Origin of the sequence: Streptomyces pratensis (assembly GCF_016804005.1) — a bacterium.
Classification (GTDB): domain Bacteria; phylum Actinomycetota; class Actinomycetes; order Streptomycetales; family Streptomycetaceae; genus Streptomyces; species Streptomyces pratensis_A.
This window is the reverse complement of the sequence record NZ_CP051486.1, coordinates 1,404,634-1,424,958: the sequence shown is the minus strand read 5'-3', so window position 1 is coordinate 1,424,958 and position 20,325 is coordinate 1,404,634. Positions and strand designations below refer to the sequence as shown.

The window sequence follows — 20,325 nt, the reverse complement described above, 5'->3', positions numbered from 1 at the left end:
AGGGGGGTGCGCCATGGAGGCGCTGCGTCACGACGATCCACGCCGCTTCGGCCCGTACACCGTGCTGGCGCGCATCCGCGAGAGCGCGAGCGCCGTGCACTTCGTGGCCAGGGGCGTGGACGCCGACGATCTCGCCGTGGTGACCGCGGCCCGGCCGGCGCTCGCCTCCGCCCCCGCCTTCAGGCGCCGTTTCCAGGCCGAGGCCCGCACCGCCGAGCGACTGGCCGGCGGCTGGGTGCAGCCACCGCTCGCCTCGCCGGACGACGACGGGCTGTGGACGGCCACGGCCTATGTGCCGGCGGTGACGCTCGCGGAGGCGATCGGTGCCGCCGGTCCGCTGCCCGAGCGCGCCGTTCGGATACTGGGCGCAGGCCTGGCCGAAACGCTTTCCCGCGTGCACGCCACGGGGGCCGTGCTCCAGGGGCTGGCCCCGGAGACGGTGCTGCTGGCCGAGGACGGCCCACGGCTGACCGCGTTCGGGCCTCTGGGTGCCGCGGCGTCCGCCGAAACCCGGGAGGGCGGGCAGTTGTCCGTACGTCTGGGCTATCTCACCCCCGAGCAGGTCGAGGGCAGGGAGGTGGGCCCGGCGTCCGACCTGTTCGTCCTGGGCCTTCTGCTGGCGTACGCGGCGACCGGGACGACCCCGCTGGCAGACGGCCCCGCGGAGGAGGCGGCAGAGCGGATCGCGCACGGATCCGCCGAGCTCGGCGGCGTACCGGATGAGTTGCGCGCGCTGATCGCGAGCTGCCTGGCCAAGGACCCGGACGACCGGCCCACGGCGGGATCGGTCGCCGCGGATCTGGCGCTGGAGGGCGCGGCCGGCCTCGCCAAGGGCGGCTGGCTTCCCGCGCCGCTGTCGGCCGCCATGGCTGACCAGGCGGCGCGGGTACGGGCACTGGACGCACCGGCGGACCCGGTCCAGGACGCGGTGCCCACGGACCCGGAACAGGCGCCCCCGATGCGGGCGGGGGGCGCGCCCACGGGCGAGACGCAGGGCGCCGGTGACATCGGCGAGGACAGCCGGACCACTCGTTTCCTGAGCACCGGGGCGCGGGCACAGCAGTCCGGCCGGGCGACGACGCAGCTCGCGGTCCCCCACGAGGTGACCGGCGCCGCACCCTCGCACGCGCCGGCAGCCGCCCTGCCACCCGCCGCACCCGCACCCGCACAGCCGTATCCGTACGCGTATCCGCCCGCCGCCGCGCCGCAGGGAGCGCCGGCCGGGCCCGCCCCACTCCCGCAGGCCCTGCCCACCGCCCGGCCTGCCACCGCGCCGGGCGCGACGTCCGCCCCGGCCACCGGCCGGCGTACGCTGCTCACCGCCGTCGCCGCAGGTGCGGCCGGACTGGTCCTGGGCGGGGCCGCCATGTCCGTGCTCGGGTCGGACGAGCCCGCCTCCGCCGCCGACGACAAGCCGGCCGGCGAGCCCCGCCCCGCCATTCCCGGCCGGGCGCCGGATCCCCGGTGGGTCCACACCCGCCCGGCCGCCGCACCGGCCCCGCTCACCGCGGGCATCTGGCAGGACGAGCTGCTGGTGCTGACGGACGGGGCCGGGGCCACCGCCGTCGATCTGAGAACGGGACGCAAGGTCTGGGAGCGTGCCGACGCGGCGGGGGCCCAGACGGTCCTGACGGCCGGGAAGGAACTCTGCTTCCTCGCGAGCCCGACCGAATTCCTCTGGCTGTCACCGGTGGACGGGCGGATCGAGCACCGGGTGCGCTTCGCGGACCAGTTCAGCGGAGTACCGAACATGCAGGTGGCCACGCTGACCGGCCTTTCCGGGCCGGTCCTCTGGTTCACCGGCTCCCACACCGTCACCGTGAAGGCGCCCAAGCCGAAGAAGGGCAAGAAGCCCGGCAAGGACACCCAGGTCGTCAAGGCGTACTTCTTCGCGTACGACGTCGTGCGGCGCAAGGAACTCTGGCGGGTCGCCGTCCCCCCGGGCCGTGCACCGGGGACCCCGGCGTACGTACTGAGCGCGGTCAGGGACGCCGACATCGTCGTACGCCAGGCTGCGGGGACGCTCACCCCCGCAGATGTCACGGCGGGCAAGGGCAAGGCGTTCTTCCGCTGCTTCGACCGCGCAACGGGCAAGCTGCTGTGGAACAGGCAGTTCGGCACGGTCGCTCCGGCCGGCGCGGCCGCCGGAGACCGGCAGGGGCTGCTGTACGGCGCGGCGGGTGACGATCTTCAGGCGTTCGAGACCGCCACGGGAAAGCCGCTCTGGACGCTGAACGGCACCGCGTCCTCCGTCTTCGGCACGCCCGTCCCGGCCGGGACGCTGCTCCACACCACCAATCGCAACCAGGAGGTCGGCGCGGTCGAGCGGGCGACCGGGAAGCTGCTCTGGCGGCGGTCCACCGAGGTTCCGCTCGGCGGCGACGCCCCGGAGCTCACGCTGAGCGGCGGCGGGAAGACACTGCTCGCGGCGGACGCCTCGCAGGTGACCGCGTTCGCCGCGGCGGACGGACGCCGGCTGTGGAAGTTCCAGGACATCGGAGCCCAGGACCCGAAGGGCGCCACGGTCAGCGCGCCCTACAGGGTGCTGTCCGCGGGGAAGACCGCTGTCGTCCAACGGGAGCGTGCCTTCTACGCCTTCCCCGTGACGTGACCGTCCGGCGAGGCGGGCCTTCCACACGCTCCCCGTGAAGCGCCGAGCCGCGGGCGCGCACGCCCGGTCGCCAGGCGTCCGCCGTTCGGGGCACGCCCTGGGCGGCACGCCCGGCGGTCCTTGCATCACCCGGGGCCGGATGACCGGATGGATCAAATCCGCTCATTAATGGGGTAGTCCGATTAATCGGCATCCCCCCTGACACCGGAGGTGATGCCGTGTCGGGCAGAGTCGCACGCGCCCTCTCCACGGCGGCACTGGCGGCGGTCTTCGCAGCCTCCCCCGCCGTCGCCGAACCGTCCCCACCGGACCCGGCACCGGCCCCCGCTCCGGCCGCCGGACCGGCGCCGCAGAGTGTGGCCGGGCTTCTGAAGCAGCTGCAGACGCTCTACCGGAAGGCCGAGGAGGCCGGCGAGCTCCACAACGGCACCGAGGAGGAACTGAGGAAGCGGACCGCCGAGGCCGGGAAGCTGCGCGCCGAGCTCGCCAGGGCCCGGACGGAGCTGGATGCCGGACGTCGTGACGCCGGGCGCCTGGCACGGGAGCAGTACCAGGGGCGCACCGACTTCTCCGCGTACCTGCGGCTCCTGCTCGCCGAGGACCCGTCCCGCGCCCTCGAACAGGGCCATGTCATCGAGCGCGCCCTGGCCGGCCGGTCTGCTGTGGTCGACCGGCTCACGGGAGCGGAGAAGCACGCCGAGGAGCTGGCTGCCAGGTCCCGGGCGGCTCAGAACCGGCAGCGGGTGCTGGCCGCACAGCAGAGGAAGCAGCGGGACACCGTGCGGTCCCGGCTGAAGGGCATCGAGGCGATGCTGGCCTCGTTGTCGGCCGAACAACTCGCCGCACTGGCGGCGCTGGAGGAGAAGAACACCGACGAGGCCCAGGACGCGCTGGCCGCCTCGGGGGCGCTCAGCTCGGTACGCCCGCCGTCCGATGAGGGCGGGGAGGCCGTCCGCTACGCCGTCGAGCAGATCGGCAAGCCCTATGTGTGGGGCGCGGAGGGACCGGAGTCGTTCGACTGCTCCGGACTGACGTCGCAGGCGTGGTCGGCTGCGGGCCGGGACATCCCTCGCACCTCGCAGGAGCAGTGGCGCAGACTGCCGAAGGTGCCGGTCGGCTCGCTGCGCCCCGGCGACCTGGTGGTGTACTTCCCCGAGGCGACCCACGTCGCGCTCTACATCGGCAACGGTCTCGTGGTGCACGCCCCCAGGCCCGGCGCAACGGTGAAGGTCTCACCGCTGGCCTCGAACCCGCTGCTGGGAGCCGTCCGCCCCGACCCGGGCGGCGAGCCGCTCAGCGTGTACACACTGCCCGAGCTGCCCGATGGCGCCACCTCGGGTGCGGACACGGGGTACGACGCCCCGGGCGCCTGAGAACCGGGCCGCCACATCCGTCCGCACCTGCGTGGCGGAACGTGGCGGCCCGGTCCCCGTGTACGCGGGTGTCAGCCCTGCGCGCCCGTGAGCGAGCCCAGGTAGGCGTTCGTCTTCTCCGGCTCGAAGAAGAAGTTGTCGAAGTCCGCCGGGTCGTTGAACCCGTTGGCGAAGCGGTCCGCGGCCGGCTGGAGCTGGCCGGACGCGCCGATGAGGTTCAGCACGTGCTCCGGCGGCGGGCCGAGCATCGCGTTCGTCCACTTCACGACGTGCTGGGTGTTCTCCCAGTGCCGCTCGAACGTGGCCCCCATCCACTCCTCGTCGAACGGCCGGTCGCCGTGCTCGAGGATCGAGTGCAGGTAGGAGTGCGCGCACTTGGACGCGGTGTTGGACCCCTGGCCGGTGATGGGGTCGTTGGCGACGACCACGTCCCCCACACCGAGGACCAGGCCGCCGCCGGGCAGCCGGCCGACGGGCTTGCGCACGGTCGGGGCGTAACGGCCCGCCAGCGTCGCGTTGGCGTCGGTGAGTTCGACCTTGGTGGCGCGCGCGTACTCCCACGGGGTGAACTTCTCCATGAGTTCCAGCGTCTTGGCCAGGTGCTCCGACGGGTCCTTGATGCCCTGGAAGGCGTCGAGCGGACCGCCGGGGATGCCCTCCCAGAACAGGATGTCCGCACGTCCCGACGTCGTGAGGGTCGGCATGACGAAGAGCTCGCCGACGCCCGGCACCAGGTTGCACCGCACCGCGTCGAACTCCGGGTGCTCCGGGCGCGGACCCATGCCGTGGACGTAGGCGACGGCGAGGGCGCGCTGCGGGGCGTCGAACGGCGAACGGGAGGCGTCCCGGCCGAACATGGAGACGAGCTCGCCCTTGCCCGCCGAGACCATCACGAGGTCGTACGTGCGGGAGAAGTAGTCCAGGTCGGAGACCGCGGCACCGTGGATGACGAGCTGCCCGCCGCGCTGGGCGAAGGTCTCCATCCAGCCGGCCATCTTCACGCGCTGGTCGACGGACTGGGCGTAACCGTCGAGCTTGCCCACCCAGTCGACGGCCCGCGAGGAGTCGGGCCCGGCGACCGATACGCCGACGCCCTCGATCCTGGGGGCCTGCGACTCCCAGAAGTTGAGCTGGAGGTCGCGCTCGTGCTGGAGAGCCGTGTGGAACATGCACTGCGTCGACATGACCCGGCCGGTGCGGACCTCGTCCGCGGTGCGGTTGGACATGAGGGTGACTTCGTACCCGTTGGACTGCAGCCCGAGGGCCAGTTGGAGACCGGACTGGCCGGCTCCGACTATGAGTATCTTCCGCATCGCGGTTCTCCGTTACGTGTTCTGGGTGCGTCTGTCGTTACTCGGGGGCGACGTCGAGCGCGTGGCCCACCAGGGCGAGCAGCGACTCGACGACGGTGATCCTGTTACGCGCATCCATGATCACAACAGGCACGTGCGGAGGTACGGTCAGGGCCTCCCTGACGTCGCCCTCGTCATAACCGGTCGTCCCCTCGAAGTGGTTGACGGCGACGATGTAGGGCAGGCCGCAGCTCTCGAAGTAGTCGAGCGCCGCGAAGCAGTCGGCGAGGCGACGCGTGTCGGCCAGGACGACCGCGCCGATCGCGCCGCGCACCAGGTCGTCCCACATGAACCAGAAGCGCTGCTGACCGGGGGTCCCGAAGACGTACAGGACGAGGTCGTCGTCCAGGGTGAGACGGCCGAAGTCCATCGCGACGGTCGTGGTGACCTTGTCGGGCGTGGCGGTGAGGTCGTCGGTCTCCTCGCTGGCCTGCGTCATCAGAGCTTCGGTCTGCAGCGGGGTTATCTCGGAGACCGAGCCGACGAACGTCGTCTTGCCCACGCCGAAGCCGCCCGCGACCACGATCTTGGTCGCTATCGGTGCGCGCGTGTGGTCGAGCTGCCAGGACTGCACCGACTCCTCGGGCCGGTCCTGCGGCCCCCGCTGACGCGGAGTGAAGAGCGGCGCCTCAGAGACGACGGAGTCCATTGAGCACCCTTTCGAGCAGCGCGCGGTCGGGCTGGCCGGTTCCGTGACCGGTTCCGTAGACGCGGATCTTTCCTTGGTCGGCCAAGTCGCTGAGCAGTACCCGGACCACGCCGAGAGGCATCTTCAGCAGGGCCGAGATCTCCGCGACCGTACGCATGCGGCGGCAGAGTTCGACGATGGCGTGGAGTTCCGGCATGACGCGCGAGGCGAGATTGCCGTTCGTGAGCTCGCGGCGCTCCTCGGGAGCCTCCAGCGCGGCGACGAACGTCTCCACGAGCAGGACGTGACCGAAGCGGGTGCGGCCGCCCGTGAGGGAGTACGGACGGACCCGCGCGGCCTTGCGGTCGGCGCCCCGGACGGGGAGTTTTCGTACGGGTTCAGCAGCTGACGTCACTTGCTCTCCATCGATTTGCGCAGCTCACTGCGGAGTTCGGGGGTGAGTACGTGTCCGGCACGGCCGACGAAGAGCGCCATGTGGTAGGCGACGACGCTCATGTCGCAGTCGGGGGTGGCGTGCACACCGAGCAGGGAACCGTCACTGATCGACATGACGAAGACGCTGCCCTCGTCCATCGCGACCATCGTCTGCTTGACGCCACCGCCGTCCATCAGCTTGGCGGCGCCGATCGTGAGGGACCCGATGCCGGAGACGATGGTGGCCAGGTCGGCGCTGGAGCCCCTGGGGCCCGTCTGCCGTCCTGATGCCTTGGCCGTCGCGAGACCGGGGTCCGAGGAGAGCAGCATCAGCCCGTCGGACGAGACGACGGTGACCGAGTGGACCCCTGGCACCTCCTCCACGAGATTGCTCAGCAACCAGTGCAGGTTCCGGGCCTCGGTGCTCAGCCCGAATGTGCTGGGCGCAGTCAACTGCGTGCCTCCTCGACTGTGTCCCCCGTCTCATCGATTCGACCGTCGGTACGGTCGTGGTCGGTCTGTGGGCCGTTCTCCCCGATCTCCGCCTCGACATCGCGGCGGCCGTCCTTCGCACCCTGGTGGAAACCACCGAGCCGGCGGCGCAGCGCGTCCTTGTCCAGAGTGCCCTTGCGCTCGGTGGCCGGGGCCGACGGCGGCGCGGTGATCCTGGGGGTGCGCTTGGGCAGTCCCTTGTCCGTGAGGCGTTCGGGCAGGGGTGCCGGGTCGGGCACCTCCTCGCCCAGTCCCGTCAGCGGCTGCCGGGGGCCCGGAAGGGCGTCCTCGGCGGCCGGAGGGGGCTCGGGGGACGTCACGGGGTTCGTGTCGGCGGCGCGCTCGTGACGGTCGGGCCCGATGTCGTACGGGCCGGGCGCACCCTGCTGCGCGGGCAGCCGGACCTGCATCGTGGTCTCGGCCTCGGACTCCTCGCGGGACCCGTCCCCTCCACGGTCCCCGTCCCCTTCGCGGGTGCCCGCCTCGGCGGCGGGTCCCCGCTCCGGGTCGGGCTCGGCGGGCTCGGCGGGCGCGGCGGGCGCGGGCACCACGGGAGCGTGGTCGGCGGGCTGCGGAGCCGCGTGCTGCGGGGCCTCCGCCTGCAAGGTGCGCTCGGCGGCCGCGATCAGCGGGTCGCCCACGGGGGGTGCCGAGCGGGGCGGCAGCGCGTTGGAGTTGGCCTCCGCCACCGAGCCCGGCAGATTCAGCGCGGGCGCGTCCCCGGGCAGCGCGACCGGCGGCGGGGAGGAAACGGGCGGCGCCTTGGGCAGCAGAGCCTGCGGAAGGACGACGACCGCGGTCACCCCGCTCCCCTTCTGCTCACGCAGCTGCACCCGTACACCGTGGCGGGCCGCCAGCAGTGAGGTCACCTGAAGCCCCAGTCCGGCTCCGTCCGCGGCCTGTTCGCCCGCCTCGAAGGAGGCCGGGTCGGCCAGCCTGGCATTGAGTTCGCCCATCCGGACCGCCGACATGCCGATGCCCTCGTCCTGCACGGAGAGCATCACCTCACCGGTCTCCAGCAGCCAGCCGGAGAGCTCGACATGGGAGTCGGGCGGGGAGAAGGAGGTCGCGTTCTCCAGGAGTTCGGCGACGAGGTGGCTCAGGTCGTCGGCGGCGAAGCCCGCGACCTGGGCGTGCGGCGGCAGGGACTGGATCGTGACCCGCTCGTACCGCTCGATCTCGCTGACCGCCGCACGCAGTACGTCGACGAGCGCGATAGGGCCGGCATGCCCCTGGTTGTGATCGGCGCCGGCGAGAACCAGCATGTTCTCGCTGTGGCGCCGCATGACCGTGGCCATGTGGTCCAGCTTGAACAGGGTCGCGAGGCGCTCCGGGTCCTGCTCGCGCTCCTCCAGGCCCTCGATGACGCCGAGCTGACGCTCGACGAGACCGAGGGTGCGCAGCGACAGGTTGACGAAGGTGTGGTGAACCGTGTTCCGGAGCCGCTCCAGCTGTCCGGTGAGTTCCGCCGCCCTGACCTGGAGCTCTGCCCGCTGGAGCGTGAGGGCCTCACGGCCCGCGACCAGTTCGCCGCGCTCGGTCTGCATGCTCTCGAGCCGGCCGGTCACATCGTGGTGCAGCCCGTGCAGCTTGCCGTGCAGGACGTTGATGGACCGTACGACCTGGGCGAATTCGTCGTTGCGCCCCGTGTAGCGGACCGGTTCGGCGGTCTCGGGTTCGGCGGCGATGCGCCCGGCCCCGATGCGCAGGACGGCGAGCGGCTGGGTGAGGGTGCGTGCGACGGCGGTGGAGACACCGATGGCGACCAGCAGACAGCCGCCGAGCAGGGCGAGGCGGAGTTCCAGCGCGGTGACGTCGTCGTCGCGCAGCCCTTCCAGCCGCTTGACCTGCGCGGTGCCCAGGGCGGACTCGACCCCGCGCATGCGGTCGATCCGCGCGGAGAGTGCCGCCCCGACCTTCTCGGGGTCGGCTTCCCGGTCGGTGTCCGACAGCTCGGGGCGGTCGGTGAAGCGGGTGAGGTACTTCTCCGCGCTGGTGACCTCGGGGCCGGTGACCGTGGACGCGAGCCTGTCCCGCGCCGAGGGCCCGGCGGCCTGATCGAACTCGGCGAGGGAGGCGAGCTCCCGCACCCGCGACTGCTGGGCGGCGGTGCTCAGCTCGTCGCGGTTGCGGTCGCCCTCGCTGTCACCCCCGTCCTGGCCCTGGACGGGCAGACCGGTGAACGGGTCGATCTGCTGCTGGGGCTCCTTGCCGGGCACGGCGAGCGCGGCCAGTAGGAGCCCCCGCGTGGCGGAGGCCTGTTCCACGGCGCTGCCGAGGGCGAGCGGCGCGCGGGTGGCGTCTGCGGCACGCGGCGGCGTCTTCTCGGCCAGCTCGTCGGCGAGGTCGTGGAGTTTGGCGATGACCTCGGAGTACGCCTGGTGGGCCTCCGTCGCCGAGCCCTTGCCCGTGAGGGCGGTCCGGCGCAGGGAGGGGATGTCGGCGAGGTCCCGCCGCAGCGCGGCCGGGGCGGCCTCCCTGATCTCGTCCACCTGCTGGTCGACGCGGGCCGCGGGGCTCGCGGTACCGCTCTTGCCGTCCTCTTCCTCACGGCCGCCCGCGATGTGGGCGGTGACCTCGTCCCGTTCGTCCGCGAGTGAGTGCGCGAGGGTGATCGCCTGCTGGTTCAGCTCGGCGAGCGTGACGAGCCGCTGGGACTCGTTGAGATCGGAGGACGCGCCCAGGGCCGCAGGAGCACCCGCGGCGATCACGGTGATCCCTACGACGGCGACGCCGGCGACGAGCCGGCTGCGTACCCGCACGGTCCGCTTGGAGGCACCCGCTGCCTGAGGCATCGCCCCGGACTCCGCGCGCGTGCTGTCCTTGCTCCGAGGCCGCTTCTTCTGCACCGGTGCTCGCAATCTTGACTCGTCCGCCCTTGAAGCAGAGGTGACGCACGGTCACGTGAACTGGGCACCCCGCCCTGGTGTGCGCCGTACGGCTTCCGACCATTCCAGCGCTTTTGGGAGGGGACCGCGCATCAACCGCTCCGCCACTCGAACGAGTGAACCGCACTCCGGAGTTGGCGAACAAGTCTCCCCACAGGCGCCGCAGGGCATGCACGGACCGCCGGGTGGAACTTCGGGCCAGGCTTTGGCAGTATGCCCGCCCGCATATGCACGGAGCACTGGACTTCGTCGACGAGGGCCATCTGACCTGCTGGTACGGGACAACCGCGGGATCGTGCAGGCACCGTGAAGACATCGTGCAGACTGACCGGATGCGCATCGATCTCGCCACCGGGCCCGGCAGCCCCGAACGCCCCAACGAGGACTGGGTGTCGACCTCGGCCCCTGCGGCAGGCCAGGGCGGCACCCTTGTCCTGCTCGACGGCGTCACGCCGCCCGTAGGCGGTGACGGGTGTGTGCACTCGGTCCCCTGGTTCACCACGCGGCTGGGGAGCGCGCTGGCCGAACTGTCCGCTTCGCGGCGGGATCTGACGCTGGCCGACATCCTCTCGACGTCCATCCGGCGCACCGCCGACCTGCACCGCACCCGGTGTGACCTTTCTCACCCCCGCACGCCTCAGGCGACGGTGGTCCTGGCGCGTTGGGACGACGAGCGGATCGAGCACCTGGTGCTGTCGGACTCGGCCCTCCTCGTCGAGGCGCCCGACGGCGCGGTACGTCCGCTGCTGGACGACCGTCTCGACCGGCTTCCGCCGGGCTCGCTCGCCTCGGAGGAGAGCGTGGACGCACGCCTTCGGAACAAGGAGGGCGGCTTCTTCACCGCCGCCGCGGACCCCTCGGTGTCATCACGAGCGGTGACCGGGGAGACCCCTCGGGCGGAGGTCCGGGCACTGGCGGCGCTGACCGACGGGGCCGGCCGCTGGACGGAGAAGTTCCGGGAAGGTGACTGGAAAGCCGCCTTCGGCGTACTCCGTGAGGAAGGGCCACAAGGACTGATCGACCGCGTCAGAGCGCTGGAGCGGGCCGACACCGACCGCGTGTACCTGCGCCACGGCAAGACGCATGACGACGCGACAGCGGTTTTCGTGGAGCTGTAGCGGCGCCCCCTCCGGCATGGGTACCCGGGCCAGGAGCAGTCCCACGCCCGTCCGCGCGGGCGCCGCGCCCAGGGGACGGCCCCGGCCCACCGGCGCAGGGTGCCGAACCTCGCACCCGGGGCGGGTGCCGAACCCGAAGAACGGCCCCCCGCTCACCCGCGCAAGGTGCCGCACCCAAGACTGCCCCCGCCCACCCGCGCCGCTCCTGGGGCTGTCCGCGCGATCCGGCCCGGCCGCGCGGGCGCCGCCCCTCCGCTTGCCCGCACGCCGCCACGCGCCCCGGGCAGGCGCGTCGCGGCGCGGCCTCAGCTCTCCGCGCGCTCGTTCAGGTGGTGCAGCAGCCGCGCCAGTTCCGCCACCTCGGTCCGGTCCCAGCCCGCGAGCTTGCGGGCGTAACGTCCGCGACGGGCGTCGCGGACGCTGCGGAAGCGCGCGAGGCCCTCGTCGGTGAGGCCGACGAGCGAGGCACGGCCGTCCGCCGGATCGGTCTCCCGTGCCACCAGGCCGAGACCCTCCAGGGCCCGCAACTGGCGGCTCATGGTCGCCTTGCCCACCCCGAAGTACGCGGCGAGATCAGTGGCGCGCTGCCGTCCGGCCGACTCCAGCCGCACGAGGAGCCCGTAGGCAGCCGCTTCCAGATCCGGATGGACCTCGCGGGCCATCTCACCCGAGTTGGCGCGCGCCCGGCGAAGGAAGACCGCCAACTCCCGCTCCAGGGCGAGGAACTCATGGTCCACACCATTTCCCGCCGTCGCACCGGGTTCACCGCCGCTTCCGCTCCCGTGCACGTCAGCACCCCTCATACGCTTTCCCGCCGATGAAACTTTCTTTCAGCTCCGGCCATCGCCGCAGCTGGGCCAGTATTTCGCAGGCGTAGACCTCCGGCACCGGCCGGACCCCCTTCCGGAGCACGGGTCTACGTGCGTAGCTTCGTGAGTGCCATGGGTGGCATGTCCACACCATGAGGCACGCACCGCAGGAGTGCCCGCACCCGCTCCTGGCCATGAGCTCCCCCACCGAGCCCTCGGAGGCACGCAATGCCCGTGCACAGATCCGGAACCGCAGCACCCCGCCGCCGCCCCCACGTCTTCGCGGCGGGCGCACTCCTCGCCGCCCTCACCCTCCTCCTCGCGCTGCCCGGCCCGGCATCCGCGGCCGGGTCCGCGGAGGTCCCCGAACGGGGTACGGCGAGGATGGGTCAGGGTGTGATCGCCCATGACGGCCAGGGCGGCGGCAGCCCCACCGGCCCGAACGCAGTCCAGACCGAAGGTGTGGACGTCAGCGGCCATCAGGGCAACGTCGCCTGGTCGACCCTGTGGAACAGCGGCGTGAAGTGGGCCTACGTCAAGGCCACCGAGGGGACGTACTACAAGAACACGTACTTCACTCAGCAGTACACCGGCTCCTACGACATCGGCATGATCCGGGGCACCTACCACTTCGCCACTCCGAACACGACCAGCGGCGCGGCCCAGGCGAACTACTTCGTGGACAACGGCGGCGGCTGGTCCAGGGACGGAAAGACCCTGCCGGGCGTGCTGGACATCGAGTGGAATCCGTACGGCGCCCAGTGCTACGGCAAGACCCAGGCCGGCATGGTCGCCTGGATCCGCGACTTCGTGAACACCTACAAGGCGCGCACCGGACGCGACCCGGTGATCTACACCGCGACCAGCTGGTGGAAGGACTGCACGGGCAACAACGCGAGCTTCGGCGCCACCAACCCGCTCTGGGTGGCCCGTTACAACACCACGGTCGGTGAACTCCCGGCCGGCTGGAGCTACTACACGATGTGGCAGTACACGTCGTCGGGCCCGACGGTCGGCGACCACAACCGCTTCAACGGCGCACTCGACCGCGTGGTGGCACTCGCGAACGGCTGAGCCCGCACAGCACGAACACCAGAGCCCCGGTGACGAGCCCCAGGTCACCGGGGCTCAGCGCTGCCCCGCGCCCCCACTATGCACCATGCGTATACGCGCTATGCATAGTCACGCCGTGCCGCACCGTCGGCGTGCGGCCGAGCCATGGGGAAGTCACGCGCTGTGTCTGTTGTGCCCGGAAAGATGACGCCGTTGGCCACGGGGTTGACCGCCGCCCTGGTGACGGTCCTCACACTGACGCTCGGTGGATGCTCGATGCAGACCACGGCTCCCGGTTCGGCCCGCGCGGGAGCCGCGTCCGATGCCAAGGGCTCGTTCGGGCCGGTGGACTGCCGCAAGGCCAAGTGCATAGCCCTGACGTCCGACGCGGGGCCGGCCGAGGACACCCCGCACCTCCTCGACGAGCTCAAGGAGAGGAAGGTGCCGGCGACGTTCTTCCTGCTGGGCAGGAACCACGTCCTGAAGCACCCGGAGACCGTGCGGCGCATCGAGGCCGAAGGGCATGAGGTCGCCAACCACACCTGGTCCCACGAGATCCTGACGGAGAAGAAGCCCGACGAGATACGGGCCGAGCTGGAGAAGACCCAGGACGCCATCGAGGAGATCACCGGGAAGAAGCCCCGGCTGATGCGTCCCCCTCAGGGCCGCACCGACGACACCGTCTCCGGCATCTGCGAGGAGCTCGGGCTGTCGCAGGTCCTGTGGAGCGCGACCGCCAAGGACTACTCGACGGACGACTCCGCGCTGATCAGGAAGCGGATACTCGATCAGGCCGGCCGGGACGGGATCATCCTGCTGCACGACATCTACAAGGGGACGGTTCCCGCGGTGCCGGGCATCATCGACACCCTGAAGGAGAGGGGCTACACCTTCGTGACCGTCCCTCAGCTGATGGCCCCCGCCGAACCGGAGCCCGGCACGGTCTACCGCCCGTGAGCCGCCCGCACGGCGTACCGCCCGTGAGCCGCCCGGCACGGTCCGACGCCCGTGAGCCGCCCCTCACGCGGAACGGCCCGCCCTCCCGGAGGAAGGCGGGCCGCCCGTACCGGCCGTCGGCGTGGTGCCACGTCCGTCACAGCGTGACACCTACGCGGCGGCCGGGAGCCTGTCCCGCACCCTGGCCGAGGCCGGGGCGAGTGCGATCTCCAGCACCTGGCGGACATCGGTCACCGGGTGGACCTCCAGGGTGTCGAGGACCTCGGCGGGGACGTCGTCCAGATCGGCCTCGTTGCGCTGGGGGATCACCACGGTGGTGATCCCCGCCCGGTGAGCGGCCAGCAGCTTCTGCTTCAGGCCCCCGATCGGGAGCACCCTGCCGGTCAGCGACACCTCACCGGTCATCGCCACGTCCGTACGGACCAGCCGTCCGGAGAGCAGCGAGGCCAGCGCGGTCGTCAGGGTGATGCCCGCGCTCGGGCCGTCCTTGGGGACCGCGCCCGCCGGGAAGTGGACGTGCACGCCCCGGTCCTTGAGGTCGGCGACCGGAAGCTCCAGCTCCGCGCCGTGCGAGCGCAGGAAGCTCAGGGCGATCTGCGCGGACTCCTTCATGACGTCGCCGAGCTGACCGGTCAGGGTGAGACCGGAAGCCCCGGTCTCCGGATCGGCCAGCGACGCCTCGACGAAGAGCACATCGCCACCCGCTCCGGTCACCGCGAGCCCGGTGGCCACGCCCGGCACCGCGGTGCGGCGCTCGGCGGGGTCCTGGGCGGACTCGGGTACGTGGTGCGGCCGGCCGATCAGACCGCGCAGGTCCTGCTCGGACACCGTGAACGGGAGTTCCCGGTGGCCCAGTTCGTGCTGGGCCGCGACCTTGCGGAGCAGTCGTGCGACGGCCCGCTCCAGATTCCGCACCCCGGCCTCCCGGGTGTACTCGCCCGCCAGCTTGCGCAGTGCGGACTCGTCCAGGCCGACCTCGGCCTTCTCCAGACCGGCCCGCTCCAGCTGGCGCGGGAGCAGGTGGTCACGGGCGATGACGACCTTCTCGTCCTCGGTGTAGCCGTCCAGCGTGACCAGCTCCATGCGGTCGAGCAGGGCCTCCGGGATGGCTTCGAGGACGTTGGCCGTGGCCAGGAACACGACGTCGCTGAGGTCGAGTTCGACCTCCAGGTAGTGGTCGCGGAAGGTGTGGTTCTGCGCCGGGTCGAGCACTTCGAGCAGCGCGGCCGCCGGGTCGCCCCGGAAGTCCGAGCCGACCTTGTCGATCTCGTCGAGCAGGACGACCGGGTTCATCGAGCCGGCCTCCTTGATCGCCCGGACGATGCGGCCCGGCAGCGCGCCGACGTACGTACGCCGGTGGCCCCGGATCTCCGCCTCGTCCCGGACGCCGCCGAGCGCGACCCGGACGAACTTGCGCCCCATGGCGTGCGCCACGGACTCACCGAGCGAGGTCTTCCCCACGCCGGGGGGACCGACCAGCGCGAGCACGGCACCGCCGCGCCTGCCGCCGACCACGCCGAGCCCGCGGTCGGCACGCCGCTTGCGCACCGCGAGGTACTCGGTGATGCGCTCCTTCACGTCCTGCAGGCCCGCGTGTTCCGCGTCGAGGATCTCCCGCGCACCGCGGATGTCGTACGCGTCCTCGGTCCGCTCGGTCCAGGGGAGCTCCAGGACGGTGTCCAGCCAGGTCCGGATCCAGGACCCCTCGGGGCTCTGGTCGGAGGCGCGCTCCAGCTTCTCGACCTCCTTGAGAGCCGCCTCGCGGACGTGCTCTGGGAGGTCTGCGGCCTCGACGCGCGCCCGGTAGTCGTCGGACTCGTCGTCCGGATCACCGTTGAGCTCGGAGAGCTCCTTGCGTACGGCGTCGAGCTGGCGCCTCAGCAGGAATTCGCGCTGCTGCTTGTCGACGCCCTCCTGGACGTCCTTGGCGATGGACTCGGCGACATCCTGCTCGGCGAGGTGCTCGCCGAGCCACTGGATGGCCAGCTTCAGACGGGTGACCGCGTCGGCGGTCTCCAGCAGCTGGACCTTCTGTGCCGTGGTGAGGAAGGGGGAGTAGCCGGAGTTGTCGGCGAGGGAGGAGATGTCCTCGATCTGCTGGACCCGGTCCACGACCTGCCAGGCGCCGCGCTTCTTCAGCCAGCTGGTCGCGAGGGCCTTGTACTCCTTGGCGAGCTCGACGGCGGAGCCGGGGACGGGATCGGGCAGGGATACGTCGATCCGGGTGCCCTCCACCCACAGCGCGTTGCCGGGCCCGCTGGTCCCGGCGCCGATCCGCACCCGGTCACGGGCCCGGATGAGAGCGCCCGGGTCCCCGTCCGACAGCCGACCGACCTGCTCCACGGTGCCCAGGACACCGGTCCCGGTGTAGTTCCCGTCGATGCGCGGGACGAGGAGCACCTCGGGCTTGCCGCCTCCGTTCCGCGCGACGGCCTGGGCGGCCTCCACGGCGGCGCGCACCTCCGCGTCCGACAGGTCGAGCGGCACCACCATTCCGGGCAGTACGACCTCGTCGTCGAGCGGCAGCACAGGCAGGTCGATCGGCGTGGACGCCTTGGACGCATTGGATCCTGCAGTCATGATCTCCCCTTCGGCAGGCAAGTTGAGCTATGTGGGCTCAATGCTTGTGAGCCCGGCAATGTTCCCCATGTGGCGTTCGCTCTCAGCGATCAGCGTCCCGGCCGCACTCCACCTGCGAAACTCTGCCTATGGGCGAGACGATCGGCACCGAGGACAAAGGGCTCGCGGCGGACGGGACGATCCGCAGCGAGGGTTCGCTGGAACACGTACACGCGGATTTCGCCCCGGTGGTCGAGGCGGCCGGCTTCCACATCACCGACGCCTTCGGCCCCGAGCGGCTGCACAGCGCCTACCTCTACGGCAGCATCCCGAGGGGCACGGCCATTCCCGGCGTGTCCGACCTGGACCTGCTGGTGGTACTGCACGACGTGCCCACCGGCGCGGACACGGCTGCGGCCGAGGCGGCCGGCACCGCCCTGGACTCCGCCTTTCCCGTGATCGACGGCGTCGGCCTGCTCCTCTCTCCCGCCCGGACGCTGCTGAGCGAGGAGGAACGCGACGACGGGGGCTTCTTCGTCGCCTGCCTCTGCACACCGTTGACGGGCGAGGACCTGGCGGCGCGTCTGCCCCGCTACCGCCCCACATCGCTGCTGGCCCGTGAGACGAACGGCGATCTGGCGCTCGTGCTTCCCCGATGGCGCGCCCTCGCGGCCGCCGCCACGACCGACGAGGAACGGATGCGGCTGAGCCGGCGCATCGCCCGCCGCCTGGTCCGGTCCGCGTTCACGCTGGTCATGCCGCGCTGGGGCGGCTGGACGAGCGACCTGCACAGGTCCGCCGAACTGTTCGCGCGCTACCACCCGCGTCATCCGGAACGCGTCGAACAGATCCGGTCGGCCGCGGTCACGGCGCGCACGCCCTCCCCGGATCCGGACGGGCTCTCGGCACTCATCGAGGACCTGGGTCCCTGGCTGGCCGCCGAGTACACACGCGCCCACGGCACGAAGGCACCCCGCCCCTGAGGGTGAGACCACCGGAATCCGCTGGTCACAGGGCCCCGGTGCGGGCGAAAATGGGCGGCTGAGAATGCCACCCGCCGGAAACCGGAGACCGCGCCCATGCCCGCCACAGACTCCCGCCCCGTCGTCCTCGACCGCCGTGAAGGCCCGTTCGGTGAAGTGGTCCTGCGCGGGCGCGGTGACGACTTCGAGATCATCGCCAACGGATGCTTCCTCATGGACACCTCCGACGGGCGCTCCGAGCGGCTGCTGATCGACGCGGCGCTGGCCGCCCTGCCCGCCGGACGGCCGGGCCCGTCGGTGCTGATCGGCGGGCTCGGCGTCGGGTTCTCACTGGTGCGGGCCGCCTCCGAGCCCCGCTGGGGCCGCATCGCCGTCGTCGAGCGGGAACAGGCCATCGTGGGCTGGCACCTCGACGGACCGCTCGGGCGTATCTCCGGGGCGGCGCTCGCCGATCCGCGGACCGAGATCCTCGGTACGGACCTCGTCGCCCACCTCCGTACGACCACGGAGCGTTACGACGCACTGTGCCTGGACATCGACAACGGCCCCGACTGGACCGTCACCCAGGACAACGAAAGCCTCTATTCGCCTGCCGGTCTCGCGGCATGTCACTCGCGTCTGACGCCTGGCGGAGTCCTCGCCGTATGGTCCGCACAGCCCTCCCCCGACTTCGAGAAGGCCTTGCGGAATGCCGGATTCCACGCAGTAAGAACCGAAGAAGTAGCGGTTGCCCGAGGTGTGCCGGACGTGGTCCATCTCGCACTCAGGGAGCACTGAACCCCCACCCCGTATGCACATCCCTGCCCCACCATGGATCGGGTGACACAAGTCCGCCGATCCGTCTCCTTCCTGCGGGTAACACCTTCACGACGGACAACACCCTGCGTAGCCGAGAGGCGTCCTCTGCCCTTACGCTGCTGACCGGCACAAGGGATCACCGACGAAATCCACAAGCGATAACCGTGCCTCCGGGGGAATGGCCTCCGCGAGAACGGGCAGGGGCGGGGCGATGGAACAGACACACACCACCCACAACGGCGTCGCGGCCACCCCCGGGGCTCAGCGCCGGGTGCTGGTGGTAGAGGACGACGCAACAATCGTCGACGCCATTTCCGCCCGGCTGCGGGCGGAGGGCTTCCTGGTGCAGACAGCACTGGACGGGCCCGCGGCCGTGGACGCGGCCGAGGCCTGGCAGCCCGACCTGATGGTGCTCGACATCATGCTTCCCGGCTTCGACGGCCTGGAGGTCTGCCGCCGTGTGCAGGCCCAGCGCCCCGTACCGGTGCTGATGCTCACCGCACGCGACGACGAGACCGACATGCTGGTCGGGCTCGGGGTCGGCGCGGACGACTACATGACCAAGCCGTTCTCCATGCGGGAACTGGCGGCGCGGGTGCACGTCCTGCTGCGCCGGGTGGAGCGGGCCGCACTGGCAGCGGTGACGCCGCGCAGCGGCATCCTGCGCCTCGGCGAGCTGGAGATCGACCACGCGCAGCGCCGCGTCAGGGTGCGCGCCGACGACGTCCACCTCACCCCCACCGAGTTCGACCTGCTGGTCTGCCTGGCCAACACACCGCGTGCGGTGCTGTCCCGTGAGCAGCTGCTGGCCGAGGTCTGGGACTGGGCGGACGCCTCAGGTACCCGCACGGTCGACAGTCACATCAAGGCCCTGCGCCGGAAGATCGGCGCCGAGCGGATCCGCACGGTGCACGGCGTCGGCTACGCCCTGGAGACCCCCGCGCCATGACGCGGCCCGGCTCCGGACTGCGGCCCTTCTCGATCAAGGCCAAGCTGGGCGCGCTCGTGGTGATCTCCGTGTTCATCACGACCGGACTGCTGATCGTCGCCCTGCGCACCAGGACCGAGTTCCGGTTCATCACGGTCTTCTCGGTGATCGCCACGCTGCTGATCACCCAGTTCGTGGCTCACGGCCTGACCGCGCCGCTGGACGAGATGCGCGCCGTCGCGCGCTCCATCTCGCACGGCGACTACACCAGACGGGTGAGCGGCGCGGGCCGGCGGGACGAGCTGGGTGACCTGGCACAGACGATCAACCGCATGGCGGACGATCTGGAGGCGGAGGACCGGCATCGCAAGGAGCTGGTGGCCAACGTCTCCCATGAGCTGCGCACACCGATCGCGGCGCTCCGAGCCGTCCTGGAGAACGTGGTGGACGGGGTGTCCGCCGCGGATCCCGAGACGATGCGAACGGCACTGAAACAGACCGAACGCCTGGGCAGACTCGTGGAGACCCTGCTGGACCTCTCCCGGCTGGACAACGGCGTGGTGGCGCTCAAGGCGCGCCGCTTCGAGGTCTGGCCGTACCTGTCCGGCGTGCTGAAGGAAGCCAATCTCGCCGCCTCCCAGCGACGGCTCTCCTCCGGTTCGGGCAACCACTCCCGCACCGACGTCCACCTTCACCTCGACGTGTCGCCGCCCGAACTGACGGCGCACGCGGACGCGGAACGCCTGCACCAGGTGGTCGCCAACCTGATCGACAACGCCGTGAAGCACAGCCCGCCGCACGGCCGGGTCACGGTGCTGGCGCGGCGCGGGGAGTATCCGGAGTCGCTGGAGCTGGAGGTCGTCGACGAGGGCCCCGGTATCCCGGAGGCCGAGCGTCACCGGGTCTTCGAGCGCTTCAACCGCGGCCAGGCACCTTCCCCGCACGGTCCGGGCAGCGACGGCGGCACGGGGCTCGGTCTCGCGATCGCGCGCTGGGCGGTCGATCTGCACGGCGGCCGGATCGGGGTGGCCGAATCCGCCCGTGGCTGCCGAATACAGGTCACTCTTCCGGGCGTCACGCAGTTCCACGGTTGACCCTCCGTTCGAAGCGGAGGGCCCCGTTTCTCCCTCCCGTCCGGGAAAGAGATACGGTCCAGGGGGCCGTAGCACTGGCCTCGCGTACCCGAAGGGCAGTGGAACCCTGCTTGTTTCCCGCCATTTCATGCGCCGAAACCCGGCTTTCGATGTGATGTGCACGACGAAGACCGGCCCGGCCTGCACGTAACGGCTCGGGAGGCGTAGCCTTGATTTCCGCTGTCCATCACCTTGTGAAGCGGAAGAG

At 71.4% G+C, this 20,325-nt stretch carries 16 protein-coding genes; 9 read left to right on the top strand and 7 right to left on the bottom strand.

Features of this window, described 5'->3' with window-relative positions; genetic code table 11:
- Window positions 1–13 precede the first annotated feature (13 nt).
- Complete coding sequence (locus tag HED23_RS06410) at window positions 14–2,611, top strand: PQQ-binding-like beta-propeller repeat protein (RefSeq protein WP_203182443.1); 2,598 nt, start codon at window positions 14–16, stop codon at window positions 2,609–2,611.
- Window positions 2,612–2,829: 218 nt separating this feature from the next.
- On the top strand, window positions 2,830–3,984 hold the full coding sequence (locus HED23_RS06405) for a C40 family peptidase (protein WP_203182442.1): 1,155 nt from the start codon (window positions 2,830–2,832) through the stop codon (window positions 3,982–3,984).
- A 71-nt stretch (window positions 3,985–4,055) separates the two neighbouring features.
- On the opposite strand, the gene HED23_RS06400 is transcribed toward HED23_RS06405, so the two are convergent.
- Genes HED23_RS06400 through HED23_RS06380 form a run of 5 tightly spaced genes read right to left on the bottom strand, consistent with a single transcriptional unit; the run spans window position 4,056 to window position 9,740 of the window.
- Window positions 4,056–5,297, bottom strand: coding sequence for a styrene monooxygenase/indole monooxygenase family protein (locus tag HED23_RS06400; protein WP_203182441.1), 1,242 nt, complete (start codon window positions 5,295–5,297; stop codon window positions 4,056–4,058).
- Window positions 5,298–5,334: 37 nt separating this feature from the next.
- Window positions 5,335–5,985, bottom strand: coding sequence for a GTP-binding protein (locus HED23_RS06395; protein WP_203182440.1), 651 nt, complete (start codon window positions 5,983–5,985; stop codon window positions 5,335–5,337).
- The gene (locus HED23_RS06390; RefSeq protein ID WP_203182439.1) at window positions 5,966–6,379 is read right to left on the bottom strand and encodes a DUF742 domain-containing protein; all 414 of its coding nucleotides are present in this window, start codon (window positions 6,377–6,379) and stop codon (window positions 5,966–5,968) included. Before HED23_RS06390 ends, HED23_RS06395 begins: the two co-directional genes overlap by 20 nt.
- The gene (locus HED23_RS06385; protein ID WP_203182438.1) at window positions 6,376–6,852 is read right to left on the bottom strand and encodes a roadblock/LC7 domain-containing protein; all 477 of its coding nucleotides are present in this window, start codon (window positions 6,850–6,852) and stop codon (window positions 6,376–6,378) included. The genes HED23_RS06390 and HED23_RS06385 overlap by 4 nt, the downstream gene beginning before the upstream one ends.
- On the bottom strand, window positions 6,849–9,740 hold the full coding sequence (locus tag HED23_RS06380; RefSeq protein ID WP_203182437.1) for a nitrate- and nitrite sensing domain-containing protein: 2,892 nt from the start codon (window positions 9,738–9,740) through the stop codon (window positions 6,849–6,851). The genes HED23_RS06385 and HED23_RS06380 overlap by 4 nt, the downstream gene beginning before the upstream one ends.
- 371 nt (window positions 9,741–10,111) lie before the next feature.
- Here HED23_RS06380 and HED23_RS06375 point away from each other — a divergent pair, with 371 nt between their 5' ends.
- Window positions 10,112–10,897, top strand: a complete 786-nt coding sequence (locus HED23_RS06375; protein ID WP_203182436.1) for a protein phosphatase 2C domain-containing protein — start codon at window positions 10,112–10,114, stop codon at window positions 10,895–10,897.
- A gap of 305 nt (window positions 10,898–11,202) precedes the next feature.
- Here the strand turns inward: HED23_RS06375 and HED23_RS06370 are convergent, their stop codons facing one another.
- The gene (locus HED23_RS06370) at window positions 11,203–11,700 is read right to left on the bottom strand and encodes a MarR family winged helix-turn-helix transcriptional regulator (protein WP_386463619.1); all 498 of its coding nucleotides are present in this window, start codon (window positions 11,698–11,700) and stop codon (window positions 11,203–11,205) included.
- Window positions 11,701–11,934: 234 nt separating this feature from the next.
- Here HED23_RS06370 and HED23_RS06365 point away from each other — a divergent pair, with 234 nt between their 5' ends.
- Together HED23_RS06365 and HED23_RS06360 are read left to right on the top strand one after the other, a co-directional pair.
- Window positions 11,935–12,780, top strand: a complete 846-nt coding sequence (locus tag HED23_RS06365) for a lysozyme (protein ID WP_203182435.1) — start codon at window positions 11,935–11,937, stop codon at window positions 12,778–12,780.
- A gap of 183 nt (window positions 12,781–12,963) precedes the next feature.
- Window positions 12,964–13,716, top strand: coding sequence for a polysaccharide deacetylase family protein (locus HED23_RS06360; RefSeq protein ID WP_203187385.1), 753 nt, complete (start codon window positions 12,964–12,966; stop codon window positions 13,714–13,716).
- A gap of 150 nt (window positions 13,717–13,866) precedes the next feature.
- On the opposite strand, the gene lon is transcribed toward HED23_RS06360, so the two are convergent.
- Window positions 13,867–16,296 (bottom strand): endopeptidase La, encoded by a 2,430-nt coding sequence (gene lon / locus HED23_RS06355; RefSeq protein ID WP_203182434.1) that lies wholly within the window; start codon window positions 16,294–16,296, stop codon window positions 13,867–13,869.
- A gap of 128 nt (window positions 16,297–16,424) precedes the next feature.
- Here lon and HED23_RS06350 point away from each other — a divergent pair, with 128 nt between their 5' ends.
- The 4 genes from HED23_RS06350 to HED23_RS06335 all read left to right on the top strand — a co-directional run bounded on the left by HED23_RS06350 (window position 16,425) and on the right by HED23_RS06335 (window position 20,078).
- A complete protein-coding gene (locus tag HED23_RS06350) occupies window positions 16,425–17,258 on the top strand; it encodes a nucleotidyltransferase domain-containing protein (protein ID WP_203182433.1) in 834 nt (277 codons plus the stop codon).
- Window positions 17,259–17,354: 96 nt separating this feature from the next.
- On the top strand, window positions 17,355–18,035 hold the full coding sequence (locus HED23_RS06345; RefSeq protein ID WP_203182432.1) for a spermidine synthase: 681 nt from the start codon (window positions 17,355–17,357) through the stop codon (window positions 18,033–18,035).
- 232 nt (window positions 18,036–18,267) lie between these two features.
- On the top strand, window positions 18,268–19,005 hold the full coding sequence (locus HED23_RS06340) for a response regulator transcription factor (RefSeq protein WP_014154105.1): 738 nt from the start codon (window positions 18,268–18,270) through the stop codon (window positions 19,003–19,005).
- Window positions 19,002–20,078 carry a HAMP domain-containing sensor histidine kinase gene (locus tag HED23_RS06335; RefSeq protein WP_203182431.1) on the top strand — a complete coding sequence of 359 codons (1,077 nt, stop codon included), beginning with the start codon at window positions 19,002–19,004 and terminating at the stop codon, window positions 20,076–20,078. The genes HED23_RS06340 and HED23_RS06335 overlap by 4 nt, the downstream gene beginning before the upstream one ends.
- The last annotated feature ends 247 nt before the right edge of the window (window positions 20,079–20,325 follow it).